Origin of the sequence: uncultured Bacteroides sp. (assembly GCF_910586915.1) — a bacterium.
In the GTDB taxonomy this organism is placed as follows: Bacteria; Bacteroidota; Bacteroidia; order Bacteroidales; family Bacteroidaceae; genus Bacteroides.
Window position 1 is genome coordinate 18,565 of the sequence record NZ_CAJULN010000026.1, and the last position, 19,111, is coordinate 37,675.

Annotated in this window: 21 protein-coding genes and 1 tRNA gene; 11 read left to right on the plus strand and 11 right to left on the minus strand. The window is 42.0% G+C overall.

What is annotated here, in order from left to right; translation table 11 throughout:
- Positions 1 to 33: 33 nt before the first annotated feature.
- From QZ331_RS09965 to QZ331_RS09975, 3 genes are all read right to left on the minus strand, one after another.
- A complete protein-coding gene (locus QZ331_RS09965) occupies positions 34 to 279 on the minus strand; it encodes an RNA-binding protein (RefSeq protein WP_294629835.1) in 246 nt (81 codons plus the stop codon).
- A 56-nt stretch (positions 280 to 335) separates the two neighbouring features.
- Positions 336 to 473 (minus strand): hypothetical protein, encoded by a 138-nt coding sequence (locus tag QZ331_RS09970; RefSeq protein ID WP_294629837.1) that lies wholly within the window; start codon positions 471 to 473, stop codon positions 336 to 338.
- A gap of 115 nt (positions 474 to 588) precedes the next feature.
- Positions 589 to 2,091, minus strand: a complete 1,503-nt coding sequence (locus tag QZ331_RS09975) for a glutamine synthetase family protein (protein WP_294629839.1) — start codon at positions 2,089 to 2,091, stop codon at positions 589 to 591.
- A 163-nt stretch (positions 2,092 to 2,254) separates the two neighbouring features.
- On the opposite strand from QZ331_RS09975, the gene QZ331_RS09980 reads away from it, so the two are divergent.
- The 3 genes from QZ331_RS09980 to QZ331_RS09990 all read left to right on the plus strand — a co-directional run bounded on the left by QZ331_RS09980 (position 2,255) and on the right by QZ331_RS09990 (position 5,441).
- Positions 2,255 to 2,779, plus strand: coding sequence for a methylated-DNA--[protein]-cysteine S-methyltransferase (locus tag QZ331_RS09980; RefSeq protein WP_294629841.1), 525 nt, complete (start codon positions 2,255 to 2,257; stop codon positions 2,777 to 2,779).
- Positions 2,780 to 2,854: 75 nt separating this feature from the next.
- Complete coding sequence (locus QZ331_RS09985) at positions 2,855 to 3,661, plus strand: patatin-like phospholipase family protein (protein ID WP_294629843.1); 807 nt, start codon at positions 2,855 to 2,857, stop codon at positions 3,659 to 3,661.
- 55 nt (positions 3,662 to 3,716) lie between these two features.
- Complete coding sequence (locus QZ331_RS09990) at positions 3,717 to 5,441, plus strand: alpha-amylase family glycosyl hydrolase (RefSeq protein WP_294629844.1); 1,725 nt, start codon at positions 3,717 to 3,719, stop codon at positions 5,439 to 5,441.
- A gap of 344 nt (positions 5,442 to 5,785) precedes the next feature.
- Here QZ331_RS09990 and QZ331_RS09995 read toward each other — a convergent pair whose 3' ends face one another.
- From QZ331_RS09995 to QZ331_RS10020, 6 genes are all read right to left on the minus strand, one after another.
- Positions 5,786 to 7,798 carry an alpha amylase C-terminal domain-containing protein gene (locus QZ331_RS09995; RefSeq protein WP_294629846.1) on the minus strand — a complete coding sequence of 671 codons (2,013 nt, stop codon included), beginning with the start codon at positions 7,796 to 7,798 and terminating at the stop codon, positions 5,786 to 5,788.
- A gap of 18 nt (positions 7,799 to 7,816) precedes the next feature.
- Positions 7,817 to 8,263, minus strand: a complete 447-nt coding sequence (locus tag QZ331_RS10000) for a YhcH/YjgK/YiaL family protein (protein ID WP_294629848.1) — start codon at positions 8,261 to 8,263, stop codon at positions 7,817 to 7,819.
- Positions 8,264 to 8,296: 33 nt separating this feature from the next.
- The gene (locus tag QZ331_RS10005; protein WP_294629850.1) at positions 8,297 to 8,971 is read right to left on the minus strand and encodes a DUF2461 domain-containing protein; all 675 of its coding nucleotides are present in this window, start codon (positions 8,969 to 8,971) and stop codon (positions 8,297 to 8,299) included.
- A 276-nt stretch (positions 8,972 to 9,247) separates the two neighbouring features.
- Entirely contained in the window at positions 9,248 to 9,844 is a 597-nt protein-coding gene (locus QZ331_RS10010; protein WP_294629852.1) for an aminotransferase class IV family protein, read from the minus strand.
- Positions 9,828 to 10,835, minus strand: coding sequence for an aminodeoxychorismate synthase component I (locus QZ331_RS10015; protein WP_294629873.1), 1,008 nt, complete (start codon positions 10,833 to 10,835; stop codon positions 9,828 to 9,830). Before QZ331_RS10015 ends, QZ331_RS10010 begins: the two co-directional genes overlap by 17 nt.
- A 115-nt stretch (positions 10,836 to 10,950) precedes the next feature.
- On the minus strand, positions 10,951 to 11,685 hold the full coding sequence (locus QZ331_RS10020) for a hypothetical protein (RefSeq protein WP_294629854.1): 735 nt from the start codon (positions 11,683 to 11,685) through the stop codon (positions 10,951 to 10,953).
- 287 nt (positions 11,686 to 11,972) lie between these two features.
- Between QZ331_RS10020 and QZ331_RS10025 the strand changes: the two genes are divergently transcribed.
- From QZ331_RS10025 to QZ331_RS10035, 3 genes are all read left to right on the plus strand, one after another.
- Positions 11,973 to 12,046 (plus strand) — tRNA-Arg (locus tag QZ331_RS10025).
- 244 nt (positions 12,047 to 12,290) lie between these two features.
- Positions 12,291 to 12,776 carry an Arm DNA-binding domain-containing protein gene (locus QZ331_RS10030; protein WP_294629855.1) on the plus strand — a complete coding sequence of 162 codons (486 nt, stop codon included), beginning with the start codon at positions 12,291 to 12,293 and terminating at the stop codon, positions 12,774 to 12,776.
- Positions 12,777 to 12,815: 39 nt separating this feature from the next.
- Positions 12,816 to 13,388: a hypothetical protein gene (locus QZ331_RS10035; RefSeq protein WP_294629857.1), complete on the plus strand. Its 573-nt coding sequence runs from the start codon at positions 12,816 to 12,818 to the stop codon at positions 13,386 to 13,388.
- Here QZ331_RS10035 and istB read toward each other — a convergent pair.
- Entirely contained in the window at positions 13,341 to 14,123 is a 783-nt protein-coding gene (gene istB / locus QZ331_RS10040) for an IS21-like element helper ATPase IstB (protein WP_294629859.1), read from the minus strand. The genes QZ331_RS10035 and istB overlap by 48 nt on opposite strands.
- Complete coding sequence (istA, locus tag QZ331_RS10045) at positions 14,110 to 15,690, minus strand: IS21 family transposase (RefSeq protein WP_294629862.1); 1,581 nt, start codon at positions 15,688 to 15,690, stop codon at positions 14,110 to 14,112. The genes istB and istA overlap by 14 nt, the downstream gene beginning before the upstream one ends.
- On the opposite strand from istA, the gene QZ331_RS10050 reads away from it, so the two are divergent.
- The 5 genes from QZ331_RS10050 to QZ331_RS10070 all read left to right on the plus strand — a co-directional run bounded on the left by QZ331_RS10050 (position 15,668) and on the right by QZ331_RS10070 (position 19,020).
- Positions 15,668 to 17,251, plus strand: a complete 1,584-nt coding sequence (locus tag QZ331_RS10050; protein WP_294629864.1) for a hypothetical protein — start codon at positions 15,668 to 15,670, stop codon at positions 17,249 to 17,251. The genes istA and QZ331_RS10050 overlap by 23 nt on opposite strands.
- A gap of 107 nt (positions 17,252 to 17,358) precedes the next feature.
- Positions 17,359 to 17,544, plus strand: coding sequence for a type II toxin-antitoxin system HicA family toxin (locus QZ331_RS10055; protein ID WP_294629866.1), 186 nt, complete (start codon positions 17,359 to 17,361; stop codon positions 17,542 to 17,544).
- A gap of 40 nt (positions 17,545 to 17,584) precedes the next feature.
- Complete coding sequence (locus QZ331_RS10060; protein WP_294629868.1) at positions 17,585 to 17,989, plus strand: type II toxin-antitoxin system HicB family antitoxin; 405 nt, start codon at positions 17,585 to 17,587, stop codon at positions 17,987 to 17,989.
- A gap of 179 nt (positions 17,990 to 18,168) precedes the next feature.
- Complete coding sequence (locus QZ331_RS10065; protein WP_294629869.1) at positions 18,169 to 18,600, plus strand: type II toxin-antitoxin system antitoxin SocA domain-containing protein; 432 nt, start codon at positions 18,169 to 18,171, stop codon at positions 18,598 to 18,600.
- A 3-nt stretch (positions 18,601 to 18,603) separates the two neighbouring features.
- Positions 18,604 to 19,020, plus strand: a complete 417-nt coding sequence (locus tag QZ331_RS10070; protein WP_294629871.1) for a hypothetical protein — start codon at positions 18,604 to 18,606, stop codon at positions 19,018 to 19,020.
- The last annotated feature ends 91 nt before the right edge of the window (positions 19,021 to 19,111 follow it).

Consider the following 19,111-nt stretch of genomic DNA (forward strand, 5'->3'; position numbering starts at 1 on the left):
GCACTTCTTTTATTTATCGGCTATATCTCAGTCTTAATCTCGTGGCAAAGCTTCTTTTACTACCATTGAACGGCCTACGTATTCGGCACCATTCAATTGTCTGATAGCATTGTTGGCTTCTGTATTATCCGGCATTTCAATAAATGCAAACCCTTTCGATCTTCTTGTCTCACGGTCGGTGATTAATTTTACAGAAGCAACCGTTCCATACTCTTCCATTACATTTCTCAAGTCTGATTCCTTAACGTTATAGCTAAGATTTCCAATGTACAAATTCATAAAATACAAATATAAAAAATTAATAATTCAATAAGAAAGTTTTGGGAAGAGCTAAATTAGAGATGGATATGCTCAAATAAATGAGAAGATTCATATAAAATAATCAAATCGCAATAGACCTCTTTATTGTTGTCGGTACAAAGGAAAGCATTATTGGAAGATAATGCACCATGTTCTTTCCTTTTTCTTTTCATAAAACATCTTTTTTATGAAAATAGGCCAATACTTAACGTTCGTAACCTCCTGAAACGAATAAAGCAGAGTATATCCGTACCGGATACCCTGCTTTATCCCTATATCAGTTATTCATTATCCGCAATGGAAATACTTATGTACTAATTCAAGCATTTCCTGTGGTTTTCCATCCAAATCCGCACGCAACGTCTTGTCGTCATAACTGCGCAATTTACAGATAATACCGTCAATCATTGCCGGACTAAACACATTGTATTGTTCGAATATAGCCCGTTGCTGCTCCAGACAATCGGCAGACGCGACACAACTATCCGGCAATTGAGCCAATGCCTTCAATTTTTCTTCGTTTTCTTTTTGGTGAATATTCACATTCACATAGGTCTTTTCGGCCAGTTCCAAAGCATTTTCTATTTCAAAGCCATGACGACAGGCAACAGTCAGTCCGGCAAGCAATTGATATAAATCAGCCGAACCGTCCGGTGAACGCATTTCTACAGTTTGTTTCTGAGTGGTATCAAAAGAACTTTCCGTTTCTAACGGGTTGGCTAATGTACACATATCCTTTTTAGCAGCCCATCCCAAAGGCACACGCACCAAAACAGAACGGTTACGATCGCCCCAACAAACATTTGTCGGTGCTTCCTGATGCGGAACAAGACGGAAATAAGAAGTAGGATTTGTATTGCCGAAAGCAGTGATTGAGGGCGCGAGTTCCATCATTCCGGCAATAGCCTTTCGGGCTGTTTCCGACAAAATACCGTCTTTCAACATCTGATTCTTTCCATCTTGCATGATGCGCATATGAACGTGCAATCCGGAACCGGCTTTGCCGGCTGTTATCTTGGGAGCAAACGTAACATTGTATCCATATTTGAATCCCAGATTGCGAATCACCCATTTGGCAATCATCAACTGATCGGCTGCCTGTTCAACAGGAACCGGCAAAAATTCTATTTCATTCTGCTCATAAATATAACCTTCTAAGGTAAAATTGCCCACTTCGGAGTGGCCATACTTAATTTGCCCGCCAGTTTGGGAAATATAGGACATACATTGTGTGCGGAATTCATTGAACTTTGCATAAGGGCCTGATTCATGATAACCACGCTGGTCGGTTGCCTCAAACATTCTTGTATCCGGCGCTATCACATAATATTCCAACTCACCCATTGCCTGAAACTCCATGCCTGTCACATCCGTAAATGCTTTGCTGGCTTTGTGAAGCGTATATTCGGGCGAACTTTCCAACGGTTCGCCATCCTTATTGAAGAAAGAACAGAGGATGGACAATGTGGGTATCTCAGCAAACGGATCGACAAAGGCCGTACGGAACCGGGGGATGACATAAAGGTCGCTGCTTCCCGCTTCGATGAAAGAGAAAAGGCTGGAACCGTCGACACGTTCTCCACACGTCAAAATAGCTTCCAGATAGGCTTGATTATTAATGACAAAATTTAAAGTTTTCAGACGACCGTCTCCCGCAGGATACATGAAATTAACCATACGGATGTCGTTTTTCTGAATAAATGAAATGATATCGGTTTTGGTGAATTCAGAAGCCGGCTTCTGAAGAAATGCCACCAGTTTATTGGCATTCATTAATAACTCTTGATTCATAATCGGTTGTTTTTCGTTATTGTATGATTAAAACGGTTTGTTAGTTGCCAAAGATAGCGAAAAGATAGAAAATCAAATGGAAACAGAGATAAAAAAGATTTTTATTTGGAAATGAAACGTTACTTTTGTAGAAGACATCACACCTTATATTATATATAACGTTATGCAATACATTTACAAATATCCGTCGCCTATCGGCGGAATAACAATCGCAAGTGACGGCAGTTCCTTAACAGGTTTGTGGCTGGACGGGCAGAAATATTTTGCCGCTTCGCTATCTCCCGAACATGAAGAAAAAGCATTGCCCATATTCAAGCAGACTGAGGAATGGCTCAACTGTTATTTCAACGGAGAAAATCCGGATTTCATGCCCGACATACATCTGGAGGGCACCCCTTTCCGCCTCTCCGTATGGGAAATATTAAGAAAAATCCCTTATGGCGAAATTATTACATACAAGGATATCGCAAAAGAGATAGCCGATAAGAAGGGGCTACCATCCATGTCAACGCAAGCTGTAGGCAATGCGGTTGGACACAATCCGATTAGTATCATCATCCCTTGCCACCGGGTAGTAGGTTGCAACGGCAGCCTGACAGGATATGCAGGCGGTATTTCTAAAAAGATAAAGTTGCTCACCCTCGAACAAGTGGACATAACAAACTTATTTATACCCAAAAACAAGTAAAACTACTTGTTATATTCCAAATACTTTCAATAAATTCACTAAATTCGTGCCGGATTACAGAAAGAGACAAAATTCATGGAGGTATATACAAACAATCGAAAGAGCCGGAAGTATCAGACAGGGTATGCTCTGAGTGGAGGATTTATCAAAGGTTTCGCTCACTTGGGTGTAATGCAAGCTCTCTTAGAGCATGATATTAAGCCGGACATCATCTCTGGAGTAAGTGCCGGCGCCCTTGCGGGAGTCTTCTACGCCGACGGAAACGAACCTCATCAAGTGCTGGAGTACTTCTCCGGACATAAATTTCAAGATTTGACAAAGTTAGTAATCCCCAAGAAAGGATTATTCGACCTTTGCGAATTCATTGATTTCCTCCGCACCAACATAAAAGCCAAAAATCTGGAAGACCTACAGATTCCATTAATCATCACGGCAACCGACCTTGACCACGGACGGATGGTTCACTTCCATCGCGGTTCGATAGCCGAACGGGTAGCCGCTTCGTGTTGTATGCCTGTCATGTTTGCCCCGGTCAACATTGAAGGGACCAACTATGTAGACGGCGGGCTGATGATGAATCTTCCGGTTTCCACTCTCCGCAGGGTATGCAACAAAGTGGTAGCTGTCAATGTAAGCCCGATTATGGCACAAGATTACAAAATGAATATTGTCAGCATCGCCATGCGTTCGTTCCACTTCATGTTCCGCGCCAACACTTTCCCCGAAAGGGAGAAATGTGATTTGCTGATTGAACCATACAACCTCTATGGATACAGTAACACAGAACTGGAAAAGGCAGAGGAAATCTTTGAGCAAGGATACAACATCGCCAATGGAGTGTTGAGCCAACTGTTGGCAGAAAAGGGGAAAATATGGAAATAGCCCCTATTTCCGAAAAAAGCAATAAATAGTAAATACAATTTAAAATCTATTCGATATGAACGGTGAAAAGAAAATAATCATCTATCAGGTATTCACCCGCCTGTTTGGAAATAACAACAACCATTGCGTCTACAATGGAGACATAAATACGAACGGCTGTGGCAAAATGGCCGATTTTACTTTAAAAGCACTTGCCGAAATCAAGAAACTGGGCAGTACACATATTTGGTATACAGGTATTATCGAACACGCTACCCAGACGGATTATCGCCGCTATAACATCAGCCCGGATCATCCCGCTATGGTGAAAGGCAAAGCCGGTTCGCCTTACGCCATCAAGGATTATTACGATGTCGACCCGGACCTGGCGAACGATGTACCAGGACGTATGAAGGAATTTGAGAATTTAGTACACCGTACACACCGTGCCGGATTGAAAGTTATCATAGACTTCGTGCCCAACCACGTAGCCCGCCAATACCATTCGGATGCACAACCGGACGGCACTACGGAACTGGGAGCCAATGACGATTCAAACCTGTCTTTCAGCCCTTACAACAACTTTTATTACATCCCTCAGGCAGAGCTTCATGCACAGTTTGACATGAAAGCCGGTGCTGCGGAGCCTTATCACGAATTTCCTGCAAAAGCAACAGGCAACAACCGTTTTGACGCCACTCCCAATATTACCGACTGGTACGAAACCATCAAGCTGAACTATGGAGTGGATTATCAGAACGGCGGCGTATGCTACTTCTCCCCGACTCCGGACACATGGATAAAAATGCTGGACATCCTTCTCTTTTGGGCTTCCAAAGGTATCGACGGTTTCCGTTGCGATATGGCGGAAATGGTTCCGGTCGAGTTTTGGGAATGGGCCATCCCGCAGGTGAAGGAAAGTTATCCTGAAATTATTTTCATTGCAGAAGTTTATAATCCGAATGAATACCGTAACTATCTGATGCGGGGTAAGTTCGACTATTTATATGACAAGGTAGGACTGTATGATACGCTACGCAATGTAGTATGCGGATATCAATCTGCCACCGCTATCACGCATTGTTGGCAAAGTTTGAACGGAATAGAAAAAAGAATGCTCAACTTCCTCGAAAATCACGATGAGCAACGCATTGCTTCCGACTTCTTTGCCGGCAATCCACGCAAAGGAATTCCCGCACTTATCGTTTCGGCGTGCATGAATACAAATCCCATGATGATTTATTTCGGCCAGGAATTCGGAGAAATGGGAATGGACAGCGAAGGATTCAGCGGAAGAGACGGACGGACCACAATATTCGATTATTGGAGTGTAGATACCGTCCGCCGCTGGCGCAACGGTGGGAAATTCGACGGTAAGATGCTTACGGACGACCATAAACGGCTCTATGAAATCTACCGGCGGGTTCTGACACTTTGCAATGAGGAGGAGGCTATCACCAAAGGGGTATTCTTTGATTTGATGTATGCCAACATAAACGGCTGGCGTTTCAACGAGCATAAGCAATATACATTCATGCGAAAATATAAAAACGAGTTATTGTTTTTCGTCATCAATTTCGACGGCCAACCGGCAGACGTGGCAATCAATATACCTTCACACGCTTTCGACTTCTTGCAGATTCCTCAAATGGAATCCTGTGAAGCGGTAGACCTGATGAGTGATGTGAAAGAAGCAATCTGCCTGTTGCCATATAAACCGGCCGACGTAACAGTCGGAGCTTACAATGGCAAGATACTGAAAGTAACTTTCGAGGTAAAAGAAAAGTTATCGGACCTATGATGAAAAAAGCCCTCGAAAACAATGTTTTCGGGGGCTTTTGATGTTTTACAGACCTATCATTTATCATACGGTTTACCAAGAAACGCCGTTTCCGGCCTGATTCTTTTTCGGAAATACCGGAAATCGGCAGATGATGATTCGATTCGTTTCCGAAAGGCGCTAAAAACACCATTTCCTGGGTCTTTCCATACGGAAAGAAGCTAAAAGCATTCGTATCCGGCCTGTTTCAGAAAGGAAACAAAGTAGAAACGCCGTATCCAGCTTCTTTCTTCGCGGCGGCAGCATTGCGTACTCCGTTTCCACCCGTATTTGGGAACGATACATTCAAACTTCATCGGTATCCCCTACTTCTTCTTTCTAAGTACCACGGCAGTACGCGCAGGAATGTAGAGTTTCAGCCACTCTTTCTTTTCCTTCTTGTACAGCGGGTCGGCAATTGTGAAATGAACGACCGAATCATCGGACAAGCCGTTTCCACCGAATGCAACATTATCGGTATTCAATATCACTTCATAAGCACCCGGAGTTACCAGGAAACCATAATCGACAAATGATTGTTTCGGATTGAAATTGAAGACAAATATCAAATCCTTACGTTTGTAAGCCAATACCTGGTCACCGTCATTATGCCATATTTCCTGGACAGGGGTTGCTTGGAAATTCTTCATGCTCTTGATTACTTTCAGCATTTCCGCATCAAAATCCCCCATATAGTGGTAAGTCAGATTTTTGTTATCAAACAAATCCCACTGACGACGGGCGTATTTGCACGACCAGCCGTTACCCTCACGCGGGAAGTCAATCCATTCAGGATGACCGAACTCATTTCCCATGAAATTCAGATAGCCTCCATTCATGGTAGAAGCAGTCAGCAACCGAATCATCTTGTGCAACGCAATACCCCGGCTGACCATGTAATTTTCGTCCCCCTTCTGCATATGCCAATACATATCCGCATCAATCAGCCGGAAGATAATGGTCTTGTCACCTACCAAAGCCTGGTCGTGGCTTTCTGCGTAAGATATGGTCTTTTCATCCTGGCGGCGATTGGTCACTTCCCAAAACAGGCTGGAAGGTTTCCAGTCTTCATCAATCTTTTCTTTGATTGTCTTAATCCAGTAATCAGGAATATTCATAGCCATGCGATAATCGAACCCGTAGCCGCCATCTTCCACTTTAGCAGCCAGCCCCGGCATACCGGAAACCTCTTCTGCAATGGTTATTGCTTTCGGATTGACCTGATGAATCAATTCGTTGACCAATGTAAGGTAACAGATTGCATTATCATCCTGATGGCCGTTGAAATAATCCGCATAATTACAGAAAGCCTCGCCCAATCCATGACTATAATACAGCATCGACGTCACTCCGTCAAAACGGAATCCGTCGAACTTATACTCTTCCAACCAGAATTTGCAATTGGACAGCAGGAAGTGAATGACTTCATTCTTGCCATAATCAAAACAAAGGGAATCCCAAGCCGGATGTTCGCGACGTCCTCCCGGATAAAAATATTGGTTGGGATCGCCGGCAAAGTTGCCCAGTCCTTCCACTTCGTTCTTTACAGCGTGCGAATGAACAATGTCCATAATCACAGCAATTCCCAATCCGTGAGCAGCATCAATCAACGCTTTCAGCTCGTCGGGAGTACCGAAACGGGAAGAAGCGGCAAAGAAACTGGATACATGATATCCGAAACTGCCATAATATGGATGTTCCTGAATGGCCATAATCTGAATGCAATTATATCCTTCTTGGGCAATGCGAGGGAGTATCTTTTCGCGGAACTCATTATAGCTTCCCACTTTTTCCTCTTGTTGCGCCATCCCGATATGACATTCGTAAATCAATAAAGGGTTGGTGCTGGGCTTGAATGTTTTCTTCTTGAATTTATAGGGTTTCTCCGGCGCCCAAACCTGAGCACTGAAGATGTTGGTCTGTTCGTCCTGAACGACACGCGTAGCCCATGCGGGAATACGTTCTCCCTGGCCGCCGTCCCAATATATGTTCAACTTGTATAAATCGCCATGATGAATCGCATCGGCAGGCAAATTTATCTCCCAATGTCCGTTCTTCAGTTTTTTCAACTTATAGGCCGCCTTTTCCTCCCAGTTATTGAATGTACCTACCATATAGATATGTGTAGCATTCGGGGCCCATTCGCGGAAAGTCCACCCCTTGTCGGTACGATGCAATCCAAAATAAAGATAGCCTGATGCGAAGTCCGAAAGAGTCTGTTTTCCCTTATTTGTCAGCTCGGCTTTCTTGTTCAGCACAAACTGGCGACGACCTGTAATAGCATTGGCAAAAGGCTCCAGCCACGGGTCATTTTTGATAAGATTAAGTGTCTTTTCCATCTCTGAATTGAATTTAGATTATGCTTTTACTTTTACTATCACTTTCTTGACGCCGTCTGGAGTAATGCCGGGAGCATGGCCGTCTTGAGGAAAGAAGATGGCAAACATTCCCGGTTTCACAGCAATGTAGGTCTCAGCCAATCCTTCAAAAAAAGTAATGTCCTTCTCTGCGTTATAAGGGGCGTCTGCCGGCACACAGTCTTTGGCGGCAGTGTAACCCATTACTTCCGTTCCCGACAATGGAATCTGAATGTCTATAAACTCGTTATGTGTCTCCAGCCTGGCTTCTTCCTTGCTTTTGGGATTCGTTTGCGCAATGTTCACCAACAAGTCTTTTCCTTTCAGCTCCGTCTTGCCGATTTCCATCGCTTGGAGGTCATGGGATTTCAGAAACGCAACTGCTTCTGCAAATAAAGGATTTAAAGACACATATTTTTCCAGATTTTCTAAAGTATCTACTATCATATCGGTTCAATTTTAAAGTTTATATTTACAATATTATTCAAAGTCGTCAATCGTGTAGTTGATAAAATCGGCAAACCGCTTGAATTGACGGAACACCTCGTCAATCTGTTCCAATGCGTCCGGACGGGTAAAAAAGTCATCGGGTACAGGATAGGAACAGACATATTCCTTGCATTTCAGATAATCAATATACTTGAAATCTTTCGGAAAGCCTTTCGGAGCAGTCTTCAGGAAGTCCTCTCCTATCACCGGAAAGTATCTCTTAAATTCCGGATCTTCCACAATGGAAAGAAACTCTTCGATATTATCATAAATAGATTGACGAACTGCTTTCAAGACGTTGGAAGGAAGGCACAGACTTCCGCCGGCAAGCATGGAACCATCCGGTTGCAGATGTACATAGTAACCACAATGATCGGACTTCTTGCCCTTCGCATTGATATAACCGCCGAAATGAATTTTATAAGGTGTTTTATCCGCAGAGAAGCGGGTATCCCGATAAATACGATAGGTACAGTCTTTGGGTTGGATTCCCCGAATTGTTTCATCAAACAGGGAGATACGGGCAATCACCGTTGCCAGAAAATTGTCAAACTCAGCACGAGCTATCTCATATTCTGCCTTATGCTCATTAAACCACTCACGATTGTTATTCGCGGAAAGATCTTTTAAAAACTGAAAGATAACGGGTATGTTCATCTTTATCATTTTCTGTTATTACCCCACAAACGTACAAATTTTATTTCATATAAACTAAAAAAGGAAATAAAAGGGTATAAAAAAAGCATCGGCTTAATGAGCCGATGCTTTCACACATTTATCAAAAAAACAGACTCTTCTGTCTCTGACGTACTTTAGCTTTCACAAGTGGAGTACAATCTTTTTAATTAATCTTATATCTAATACTATGAAAAACACATAAATATAACAGTGGAAGAGAGGGATTTGTTCGGCAAGAAGCCGTATATTTCAGTTAATAATGGTTTATAGGATTAAATGTTCATCATCAACAGGTAGTATGACGCGTCCCCAATCAATCATCGCATTGAACAGCATTATTTTAGAGTACTCTCCCAAATGTGTCTGCAAAATTTCTTTCTCTACAATCAAGTTCTTGCCCAACAACTCGGCACGTTTTGTTCCCCGAAGTAGTGGACGGGAAGGCGCACACCATCTCTCCCCGTTATAAAGTGCCACGTTAGCAATAGAAGTGTCTGTCAGATAGCCGTCTTTCACTATCAATACGTCGTCCGCCATCTCCCTTCGCGCATACAAGACATTCAAATCCTCCCTATTCGTACTTTTATAGGTGTAATCAATCGTGTCAGATTCAACCAAGCGCAATGAAGTAATCTTCCTCATACAATAAGGCGTATAGGTAATTTCTTCTATCTCTCTACCATACACAACCCGGCATTTATAGATACCTGCAAATGATTGCGGAGAAATAAATCCCCCTAAATCAATCGGGGCGCAATCTTTCCAAAAGGTTGCACGAGTCCGATTAAAACGTTCTGCATGGTAATCAAGATTATAAATCTTTCCATTCTCTATCCGGATAGTTTCAATAAATAGGCACATATACTTTTTGTTTCATTTCATTATATTCGCTTTCTGCATCGCTTTGGCAAGTGACTCCCCCACCGCTTTTGAAATACATCTCCTTTCCTTGCTGCTCTACAAAACGTATCATAACGGCACTATCCAAATTCTCTCCGTCGAAATAACCCATGACACCTGTATAAAATCCTCTGTCATAGGTTTCTGCTTCTTGAATAATCTGCATCGTTTTTTTCTTTGGAGCGCCCGTTATAGAGCCGGCAGGCAATAACTTGAAAATAATATCGCCTAAATGTTTCCAATAATCATCCGGAAGCACTCCCTGAATTTCCGAACTTGTCTGAAGAATAGCTCCTTGATTCGTCTGTAAGACATCAATATACCGATAACGGGATACTGACACTCGATTGGCTACCATACTTAAATCATTACGTATCAAGTCGACAATCGTAGCGTGCTCCGCCGCTTCTTTCGGATCATTCATCAGTAATTGGACAGCATTAGCTATTGAAGCGTCAACCGTCCCCTTCATGGGATATGAAGAAATTTTTCCTTGACGGATTCTGACAAATATTTCAGGAGAAAAAACTGTAAATGAATCCTTAACCCACAATTTATAGATAGCTTTTGAACGAAAATAAATATCTTCCAACGTGAGGTCGGTTTCTATCGGCGTACGGCAAGTCAAGTTTGTCAAGAAACTGTTTCCTGCGAAAATATTACTTTGAACAATATGGAACGAACGCCGATAAATATCAAAAGATTCGGGATATGCTTGCCAATAAATATCCGTATCTTTTTTATCAAGATAAGAATACAAATAGTTTTTATCCAACGCCGATTCATTCGTAAATCCATTCAGGTTATAGATTAACTCTGTTGAATCTATCAATGCAACATCCTCTACATAAGAAGCATCTTGTAGATAGTTAATGACAAAGATAAAAGGGCGACGGGACAATCCTAAGTCATTCATTCGCCCGACAGCCTGTTCCTTAGTGTACAAACGCATAAAATCCTTCTGTTTTGACAGCAAAAGTACACAAAAAGTATGTATAAATGCAATAAAAAAAGGGTTACCCGATGTGTCTATCGGCAACCCTCCATATTCTTTTATAACAAGATAATTACTTCATTGCAGCTTTTACTTGCGGAAGCATTTTTTTCACGTTTTCGTTTTCCGGTGATATTTTAGCAGCTTCTTCCAAATAATCTACTGCTTCTTTAAATCTTGCATCAGCTTTTTCTTTTTCTGCTGCATATTTATCAGCATTCGAATTTGCCAAAGGAGCAGCTTTCTGCAAAATATTAGCTCCGTCATTGTAGCAAAGAACACCCAGACTATACAAAGCATTTGTCTTGTATGTCTTATGATCCAAAGGAATCACTTTCTTGAAACAATCTTCTGCTTCTGCTGCCTTACCGGCTTTCTGAGCAGCAAGTCCGGCTTTCAGATAATGAAGGCCATAATTTTTCACCATTGTCTTATTATTCGGATCAACTTTTAATCCTTCTTCCAAAGTAGCCACATATTCATCGGTTTTCTTTAAAGCATCTAAGGCCAAAGCTTTACGGGCATATGCATTTCCTATGTTGAATTTCTTTTGAATAGCGACATCAAAGAATGTAACAGCTTCTGCATATTTCTTTACTTCACTGGCAGATATACCGCAATAATAAGCAGTCGCAGAATCCTGATTATTAGTTTGTTTCAAATATTCACTAAACTTAGCATACGCTACCGGATAATTTTTGGCATTGAACGCATCATTTCCTTCTTTCTTAATTTGGTTAGGATCTGTTTGCGCAAAAAGACTGGTTACTGTAATACAAAATGCAAATAAAAAAATAAATTTCTTCATAACTTTATGTGTTTTTTAATTGTTTATCGCCCAAAAGTAAGTCTTATCATACAAAAACACAACTCTATTTTGATTTTTTTGAACTTTTTGAAAGCTATATAACGTTAGTTACTCTTCGTAAAAACCTAATCTCACCATCTTATCGGCGTTACAATGTAGAAACAAGAAAATATCACACATTCATAAGAACTTGATTTATAAGTACAAATAAAAATATTAATAAAAAAGTAGCAAAAAGTTTTTGAGTTATCAGAAAAAGCACTACCTTTGCAACCGCAAATGAGGATGGTTCCGTAGCTCAGCTGGATAGAGCAACGCCCTTCTAAGGCGTGGGTCAAGCGTTCGAATCGCTTCGGAATCACGAAAGGCGGTTACTTCGGTAGCCGCCTTTTTTATTGTATATCAGTTATTTAAAGCGTTTATTATTGTCTATCAAGCTGTTACCTCCCGCATTCTATTAACATCTATTAAGCGGATAAATACAGAGAAATGCGGAGAAAGAAGTTGTTTTTGATACCAATATGATACCAACTTTTTTACTTGATACCAAAAATGTGATACCGTTTTCCGATTTAACTATTTACTAACTTAAAACGTTAAAAAGCATGAAGTACCCAACAATGAAATTCGTGTTCGACAGAAAGAAAGTCGCCACGAAAACCAAAAAAGGGCTTGTTCAAATCGAAGTAACTTCGGAAGGCAAGCGGAAATGGATTGGAACACCGGTAAAGGTGTATTCCGATCAATGGAACGAAAAAAAGAAGGTGATTAATTCGGTCAACTCCATCCAGCTTAACACAATACTTGATGGGATGATGGCAAAGTTGAATGAGTTCATTCTTGACCTTGTGAGAAATAACCAGCAATTCGACTTTGAAAAACTTAATGCGTTTTTGGAAAAGTCAACCCGTTCTGATTCGTTCATTGAATTTGTACGTACAAGGATAGAGGATAGAACAGACCTCGAAGATAGCACCCGTAAACAGCACAGAACCTTGCTACAATCGCTTGAAAAGTTCGGGAAGATAAATTATATGGATGACCTTACAAAAGCGAATATAACGCTTTATGACGAATTTCTTCATCAGTAAGGAATATCACAGCCAACTATTTATAACTATCACAAACGTTTGAAACGTTACCTCCATGAAGCAATGAAGTTCGGGCTGTTGGATACAGACCCTTATACTGGACTGCACTTCGAGCGCGGAAAATTCGAGAAACGGAAATATCTTACGGAAGAAGAATTGAAAACTATTCATTCATGCAAAATTAATGTTCCGGCAATAGACCGTGTACGCGACTTGTTTCTGTTCCAGTGCTACACTGGACTTGCTTACTCCGACTTCAAGAAATTCGACTTTGAAAAGGATGTTGAGGAAAAAAACGGAAAATACATCGTATCGGATAGGCGTAAGAAAACGAATAAAGACTATAAAATAGTTCTTCTTACTCCGGCAATCGAGATATTGAAGAAATACGATTATAAGCTGCCTGTAATCAGCAATCAGAAATACAACGTCTCGCTAAAAGTAGTTGCACATGGAAAATCCAGTGTAAGATGCCCCCTAAAACCAAAAAGATTCTACCCCCTGAAAATATTCAATAATGCCCCCTCAAAAAGTCTTGACCGATGGGGTTATTATTATTTTAGTTTATTTCCCTCTGTATGCCGCCATCTTCCGGACACTTTCTCCGGTTAACTCAATTCGGTGAGCCGTATGTATAATACGATCCATTATGGCATCTGCCACGGTAGGATCCCCGATTGCGTCATACCAATTATCCGTCGGCAGTTGCGAGGTAATGATGATAGACTTGCGTCCATGCCGGTCCTCTATTATATCAAGCAGGATGGGACGTTCCTTGGCGTCAAGGTTCACAAGGAATAGATCATCCAATATGAGCAGTGTGCTCCGTTCGATTCTCTTGAGTTCCGCTTCCAATGTGCCTTTTAATTTTGCCACTTTAAGCGTACCCATAAGTTTCGGGGCATTCGCATAATATGTCCGTATACCCTTCTTGCAGGCTTCATACCCCATGGCTGTGGCAAGGAAGCTCTTTCCGGTACCGGATGAACCGGTGATGAAGAGGTTCTGTCCCTGGCGAATGAACTCCAGCGAAGCAAGACGCTCCATTTGGTTACGGTCAAGACCACGCGGGATTGTATAGTCTATCTGTTCGAGGCAGGCCTTGTAGCGGAACGAAGCTCCGCGTATAAGACGTTGGATGGCCGCATTGGCGCGGTAGTCCCATTCCCTGGCAAGTAACATGTGTAGGAAAGAGTCGATTGTCATTGTTTCGGCCATGGTGGAGGCCAGGCTTTCAGTGAAAGCGGCTGCCATGCCATGTAGCTTCATACGGTTCATCAGCTCGATTGTCAACGTATTGCGGTCTTTTTCGACTGCTATTGGGGTGGTAAGATTATTTGTTTCCATTGTTGTTCTTATTTAAATGTTTTGATTTTGCGAAGTAGGCTGCTCCGCGGATGTTTTTGTGGGTAGATGTTACTGGGACTTCATCATCAATGTCTTCTTTTGACAGGAAGTCTGCATCATCCCCACGCTCAAGGATTTGCCTTATTTCCTGATATCCGTATTGGCGCAGTTGCGTGGCGCATGCGCTTGCTGCCACCAACCGTTCCAGTCCGAAGGTCTTCTCCAGTGCCATGATTCCTTTGCATGAACGGAATGCCGCGGGAGGATACTTCTTGAGTTCCGCCACCTTGCGCAGATACAGCAACAGGACGTTATCCGTCTGACCGGCTCGTTCGTAAATCTGTTCCAGGTCCTTTTCGTAACTTCCATGGCGTCCAGGCAATCCGTGGGCATCCTTAGTCGTATAGGCATAGGGCGTGTCATCACGCTGATGTGTGGTCACCAGACGCAGGCCATGATATATTTTCAGCGTGTCGGCATCATATACAATCTCGACACGTTTGCCTATATACTCTTTTGGTACACTGTAATGGTGAAGCCGGAAGGTGACGTAGCTGTTCCGCATTACCGTTGCGGAGCGTCGTTCTTTCATCTGATGACGTATGGCGGGAAGTGGGCGGAGGCAGTCGGATTCAATCTGTTCAAACTGTTCCCGTCTGGACAGGGGACGTCCACTCATCCTGCGCCCGTTGAAGGCCGAGAGCGATTCGGAGATGGCCGCATTCAGAGATTCCAGCGAGTTGAATACAAGCCCCTCGATATCAGCATAGACAGAGCGGTAAAGCAGTTTCACGGCATTTTCCACCAAGGCCTTGTCTTTTGGATGACGTACCCGTGCGGGATATACGGTACATCCATAGTGTTCGGCAAATGCTGTAAACTCCTCGTTGATTACAGGCTCGTTGCGGTCGCTACGGGTCACGGCGGCCTTGAGGTTGTCAGGTACTATCGCCATCGGAACCCCGCCGTAAAAATGAAGAGCGTTCTCACACGCCCTGATCAGGTCCTGCCTTGACTGAGACCAGACCGCCTCGCAGTAGGTATAGTGGCTGCATGGAAGTATGGCCACGAACACTTCAACGCTGCGGCATTCGCCGTTTTCACTGTCAACTACCTCTAGTTTATCGCCAGCAAAGTCGATGTACATCTGGTCTCCGGCATAATGCTCGACATGCCCTACAACATGCGTTACCATGCGGTAGCGCATGAGATTGTTGCCGAAACTGGCATGTCTGTATCCGTTAGGATGTGTTTCGCGGTACTCTTCGTACAGGCTTTTCACTGTTACACCCCGGCGGCTAAGTCGGGCGGCATACTCAGGAAGAAGTGCCTCAAGCTCAAGTTGGCGTTGTGACGGAACCCTGTTGCGGCCAACACCCTCGGAGAACATCTCCTGGATGCGGGCGGAAGGCATGGCTGCCAGTTCCTTTATCGGTATGCCACACTCTTGAAACAGGCGCACATATCTGCGCACCGTGTTGCGGGACAGCTCAAAGCTCCTGCTTATCTGCTTTATCCCCATCCCCAATGCATAACACTGGAGAATGTTTGCTATCTTTGTTGTCATAGTAGAAATGATTTTATCCCACCGGTCAAGACGGGTATCAAATCTACGAAAAAAATCCCCTGACGGACATTGTCTGACAGGGGTATTTTTATATTGGAATCAATGGGCAGGAGTATTTGGGCACAAGGGGATAGAATCGCTTGGTTTTAGGGGGCATCTTACACTGGATTTTCCAACAAACGCCACAGAAGAACAGAAAAATGCAGTAAAGAAAAAACTGGATGATGCAAAAGACGTTGTAAGGAAAACAGAGGAAGAACTTGCAAAAAACAAGGAGATTACCGATGAAAAGAAAGCGCAAGTAGATGCAGACAGAAAGAAACTGGATGCTGCGAACAAAAGTCTGAACGAAATTGCAAAGTACGGAGCGGAAGCCGTAGATGCTGTTTCTGAGTTTACCGGAATGCTTGAAGGTTTTGGAGTTGAAATTCCAGAATGGTTAACAGGAACAACGGAAGGACTTGGGCAAATATTTGATGGACTTGGAAGTATAGACCTCACAAGACCATTCTCTATTGTAACAGGTGCTTTCAAAACAATTTCAGGAATAGGTAAGACAATCGGAAGTCTGTTTGGCATAGGCAACAAGGACAAGAAGAAAGAGCGTGAAATCCAACGACAAATAAAGAATATAGAAGAACTTGGTAAAAAGTACGATGAACTAAAGGAAAAAATGGAAGCCGCTTGGAGCGCAGACGACCTTCGCACACAAACCAAAGATACCGTAGCCAACTTAGACCAGCAAATAGCTTCATACCAAGCTATGATTAAAGCCGAGCAAGACAAGAAAAAGACGGATAAAGACCGTATAAACGAATGGAACGAAGCCATAAATGAGCTTGAAAAGACCAAAAAGGAGATTTTAGAAGAAGAAAGGAAATACATGGGAGGCATTGGTGGCGAAGAAGAGTACAAGTCAGCCGCAGAATCCTTCGTACAAGCGTGGATGGATGCTTTCAATGAAACAGGTGATGGGCTTAAAGGATTGGAAGAGAACTTTGATGACATGATTAATAACCTATTTCTGAAACAAGCATCCATGAGGATTGCCAACAAATTCCTTGAACCGTTATTCCAAATGATAGACCTTGCTGTTACAGAAGGTGAAGAAGCTATTGCAGCCGGATTTGATGGTGATACAAAAGTAACAAGGCAAGAAATGGATAAGATTATTGAGGAAGCAAAAAAACAATTCCCACAACTTAGTGAAGCATTAGAACAGCTATACAATGCTCTTGGGATAAAAAACAACAAGACGGCTGAATTGTCTTCCCTTACTCAGAGTATTCAAGGGCTGAGTGAAAGCACGGCAGAAGAATTGGCGGCTCTTTTGAATAGTGTTCGTTTCTTTGTTTCCCAACAAACGACCGACATTTCCGCAATCCGAGCGTTGTTAGATGCTCGATATTCGCTTGAAACCGAATACTCCGATAGCAACCCTATGCTTGTCGAATTGAGGGCACAGACGGGATATTTGGAGATTCTATCAGATAGGATAGACAGGGTATTTGCTCCAAGCGCAAATTCTAAGGGAGCAGGTTTGAGAGTGTTTATGCAATGATTGTATGCTTGATATTAATTAATTTATGCTTAAAAACATATTGGCTTCTGCTTTTGTTTATAACAAATGTGTTATATTTGCACCCGTAAACAAATGTACTTTGATGTATGAAAACAACAGAGTTCTTGAAGAAGGCTGCAAAGATAGGATGCTATTTTGTAAGTCATGGCAAGGAACACGATGTATGGTATAGCCCGAAAACGGACAAATACTTCCGTGTTGGGAGGCATGGGTCACAAGAAATAAAAGGCGGGACTCTTAACAGCATGATGAAAGATGCGGGTCTCAAATGACCCACACATTTGTTTGCTAAACATATAAAAATAATGTGGGATGAAAACAGTTGCTATTGTTGAAATGTGGGATGATAAGACTATAAGTGTCTATGTTCCCGAATTTGACGGTTTCAGCTTGAATGGTCAAGGTAATACCGTTGATGAAGCTAAACGCTCTCTACAAGAATGTATTGACGAATACGTTTCCATGATTAAAGAGCAGGGGAATGAAATTCCTGAATCATTGAATAATGTAGACTTTGAGTACAAGTATGATATAGCTTCATTCTTTGAATGTTTCAAGTTTTTGAGCGTATCAACTTTCGCGAAGTACGCAGGAATAAATCCATCTTTAATGAGACAGTACAAACAGAGAATAGCATTTGCTTCTGAATCCCAAAAGGCAAAGATAGAGGATGCTATCCATAGGGCAGGCTCCGAACTTTGCGCAGTGAAGATTTAATTGTGACATTTGTTTACGCAAGTCCTCTTCGGAGGCGATATGAAGCGGTGGGGATATTCTCCACCGCTTTTTTATGTAATGATTGCATGATTGACACTAATGTGTTATATAACATTAATGATGTACGTAACATTACCATCAAAGTCGTTATATTTGCACCAAATTAAATACATAATATCATGGCATACAAAGTATCAGACATAGCAAATAAAATCATATCCAAGACGGACTTGGAACATGGTGACACAATATCAAACCTCAAATTACAAAAGATGCTGTACTACCAACAAGGTTTCCATTTGGCTTATTTCGGAACTCCCCTATTTGATGAAGAAATAGTTGCGTGGCAATATGGTCCAGTAGTTCCTTCCGTGTATAAGGAATACAAGTCTTTTGAATCAAACTCAATATCTACATCTAAAGAACCCATATCATTATCAGAAGATGAGGAAGAACTATTCGATAACGTATATGAGGAATATAACCAGTTCTCTGCCGTAGCTCTAATGAAAATGACACATGAGGAATCACCGTGGAAAAATACAGCCATAAACTCCGTTATAAGCCAAGAGAAGATGATGTCATTTTTCAAAACCCAAATTGAATCATGATAAATGGGAAATAAGTTTAAGATAAAGCGTAAAGAGGTAAAGCCGGACGTTAAAAGTAAAGAGGTTGATGCAAGGAGCAAAGAACCTCTTTTCAGTTTTAAGTACTTAGACTTAAAAACCTCATTAAAAGGATGCGACAATAGCGTATTCAAGGATTTTGTGACGAGGTTACAAAAATTATGCAACCTTACTTGGAAAGAAATAAATATCTCAGGAAGACATCAGTATGGCTTTGAGATGATACCTATTAAGCAGTTGAAACCTACATCCCTTCCTTTAATAATAACAGAAGATATTAAAGAACTTGCTGTATTCAGGTATAACGGAGATAACCATCCTTTTTTATGTATAATAATGGATTGCGTGATATACCCTATATTTATTGAAGCTAAATTTGGTGATATATACGACCACGGTTAACACATTGTAGCCAATAAATGACAAAAACAACCCAATTTTCAATCAAAAAAGAGCCAAATATGTTTACTTTGCAAAGTAAAAAGTCGAATTA

Bases quoted from the DNA above. Each gene is read 5' to 3' on its own strand.
- QZ331_RS10050 (WP_294629864.1), top strand. From the start codon at position 15,668: ATGTTTGCTATCTTTGTTGTCATAGTAGAAATGATTTTATCCCACCGG.
- QZ331_RS10015 (WP_294629873.1), bottom strand. From the start codon at position 10,835: ATGCGTTTGTACACTAAGGAACAGGCTGTCGGGCGAATGAATGACTTA.
- QZ331_RS10065 (WP_294629869.1), top strand. From the start codon at position 18,169: ATGGCATACAAAGTATCAGACATAGCAAATAAAATCATATCCAAGACG.
- QZ331_RS09975 (WP_294629839.1), bottom strand. From the start codon at position 2,091: ATGAATCAAGAGTTATTAATGAATGCCAATAAACTGGTGGCATTTCTT.
- QZ331_RS10010 (WP_294629852.1), bottom strand. From the start codon at position 9,844: ATGTGCCTATTTATTGAAACTATCCGGATAGAGAATGGAAAGATTTAT.
- QZ331_RS10070 (WP_294629871.1), top strand. From the start codon at position 18,604: ATGGGAAATAAGTTTAAGATAAAGCGTAAAGAGGTAAAGCCGGACGTT.
- QZ331_RS09970 (WP_294629837.1), bottom strand. From the start codon at position 473: ATGAAAAGAAAAAGGAAAGAACATGGTGCATTATCTTCCAATAATGCT.
- QZ331_RS10030 (WP_294629855.1), top strand. From the start codon at position 12,291: ATGAAGTACCCAACAATGAAATTCGTGTTCGACAGAAAGAAAGTCGCC.
- istA (WP_294629862.1), bottom strand. From the start codon at position 15,690: ATGACAACAAAGATAGCAAACATTCTCCAGTGTTATGCATTGGGGATG.
- QZ331_RS10055 (WP_294629866.1), top strand. From the start codon at position 17,359: ATGAAAACAACAGAGTTCTTGAAGAAGGCTGCAAAGATAGGATGCTAT.
- QZ331_RS09985 (WP_294629843.1), top strand. From the start codon at position 2,855: ATGGAGGTATATACAAACAATCGAAAGAGCCGGAAGTATCAGACAGGG.
- istB (WP_294629859.1), bottom strand. From the start codon at position 14,123: ATGGAAACAAATAATCTTACCACCCCAATAGCAGTCGAAAAAGACCGC.
- QZ331_RS10060 (WP_294629868.1), top strand. From the start codon at position 17,585: ATGAAAACAGTTGCTATTGTTGAAATGTGGGATGATAAGACTATAAGT.
- QZ331_RS09965 (WP_294629835.1), bottom strand. From the start codon at position 279: ATGAATTTGTACATTGGAAATCTTAGCTATAACGTTAAGGAATCAGAC.
- QZ331_RS09980 (WP_294629841.1), top strand. From the start codon at position 2,255: ATGCAATACATTTACAAATATCCGTCGCCTATCGGCGGAATAACAATC.
- QZ331_RS09990 (WP_294629844.1), top strand. From the start codon at position 3,717: ATGAACGGTGAAAAGAAAATAATCATCTATCAGGTATTCACCCGCCTG.
- QZ331_RS10005 (WP_294629850.1), bottom strand. From the start codon at position 8,971: ATGATAAAGATGAACATACCCGTTATCTTTCAGTTTTTAAAAGATCTT.
- QZ331_RS10020 (WP_294629854.1), bottom strand. From the start codon at position 11,685: ATGAAGAAATTTATTTTTTTATTTGCATTTTGTATTACAGTAACCAGT.
- QZ331_RS10000 (WP_294629848.1), bottom strand. From the start codon at position 8,263: ATGATAGTAGATACTTTAGAAAATCTGGAAAAATATGTGTCTTTAAAT.
- QZ331_RS09995 (WP_294629846.1), bottom strand. From the start codon at position 7,798: ATGGAAAAGACACTTAATCTTATCAAAAATGACCCGTGGCTGGAGCCT.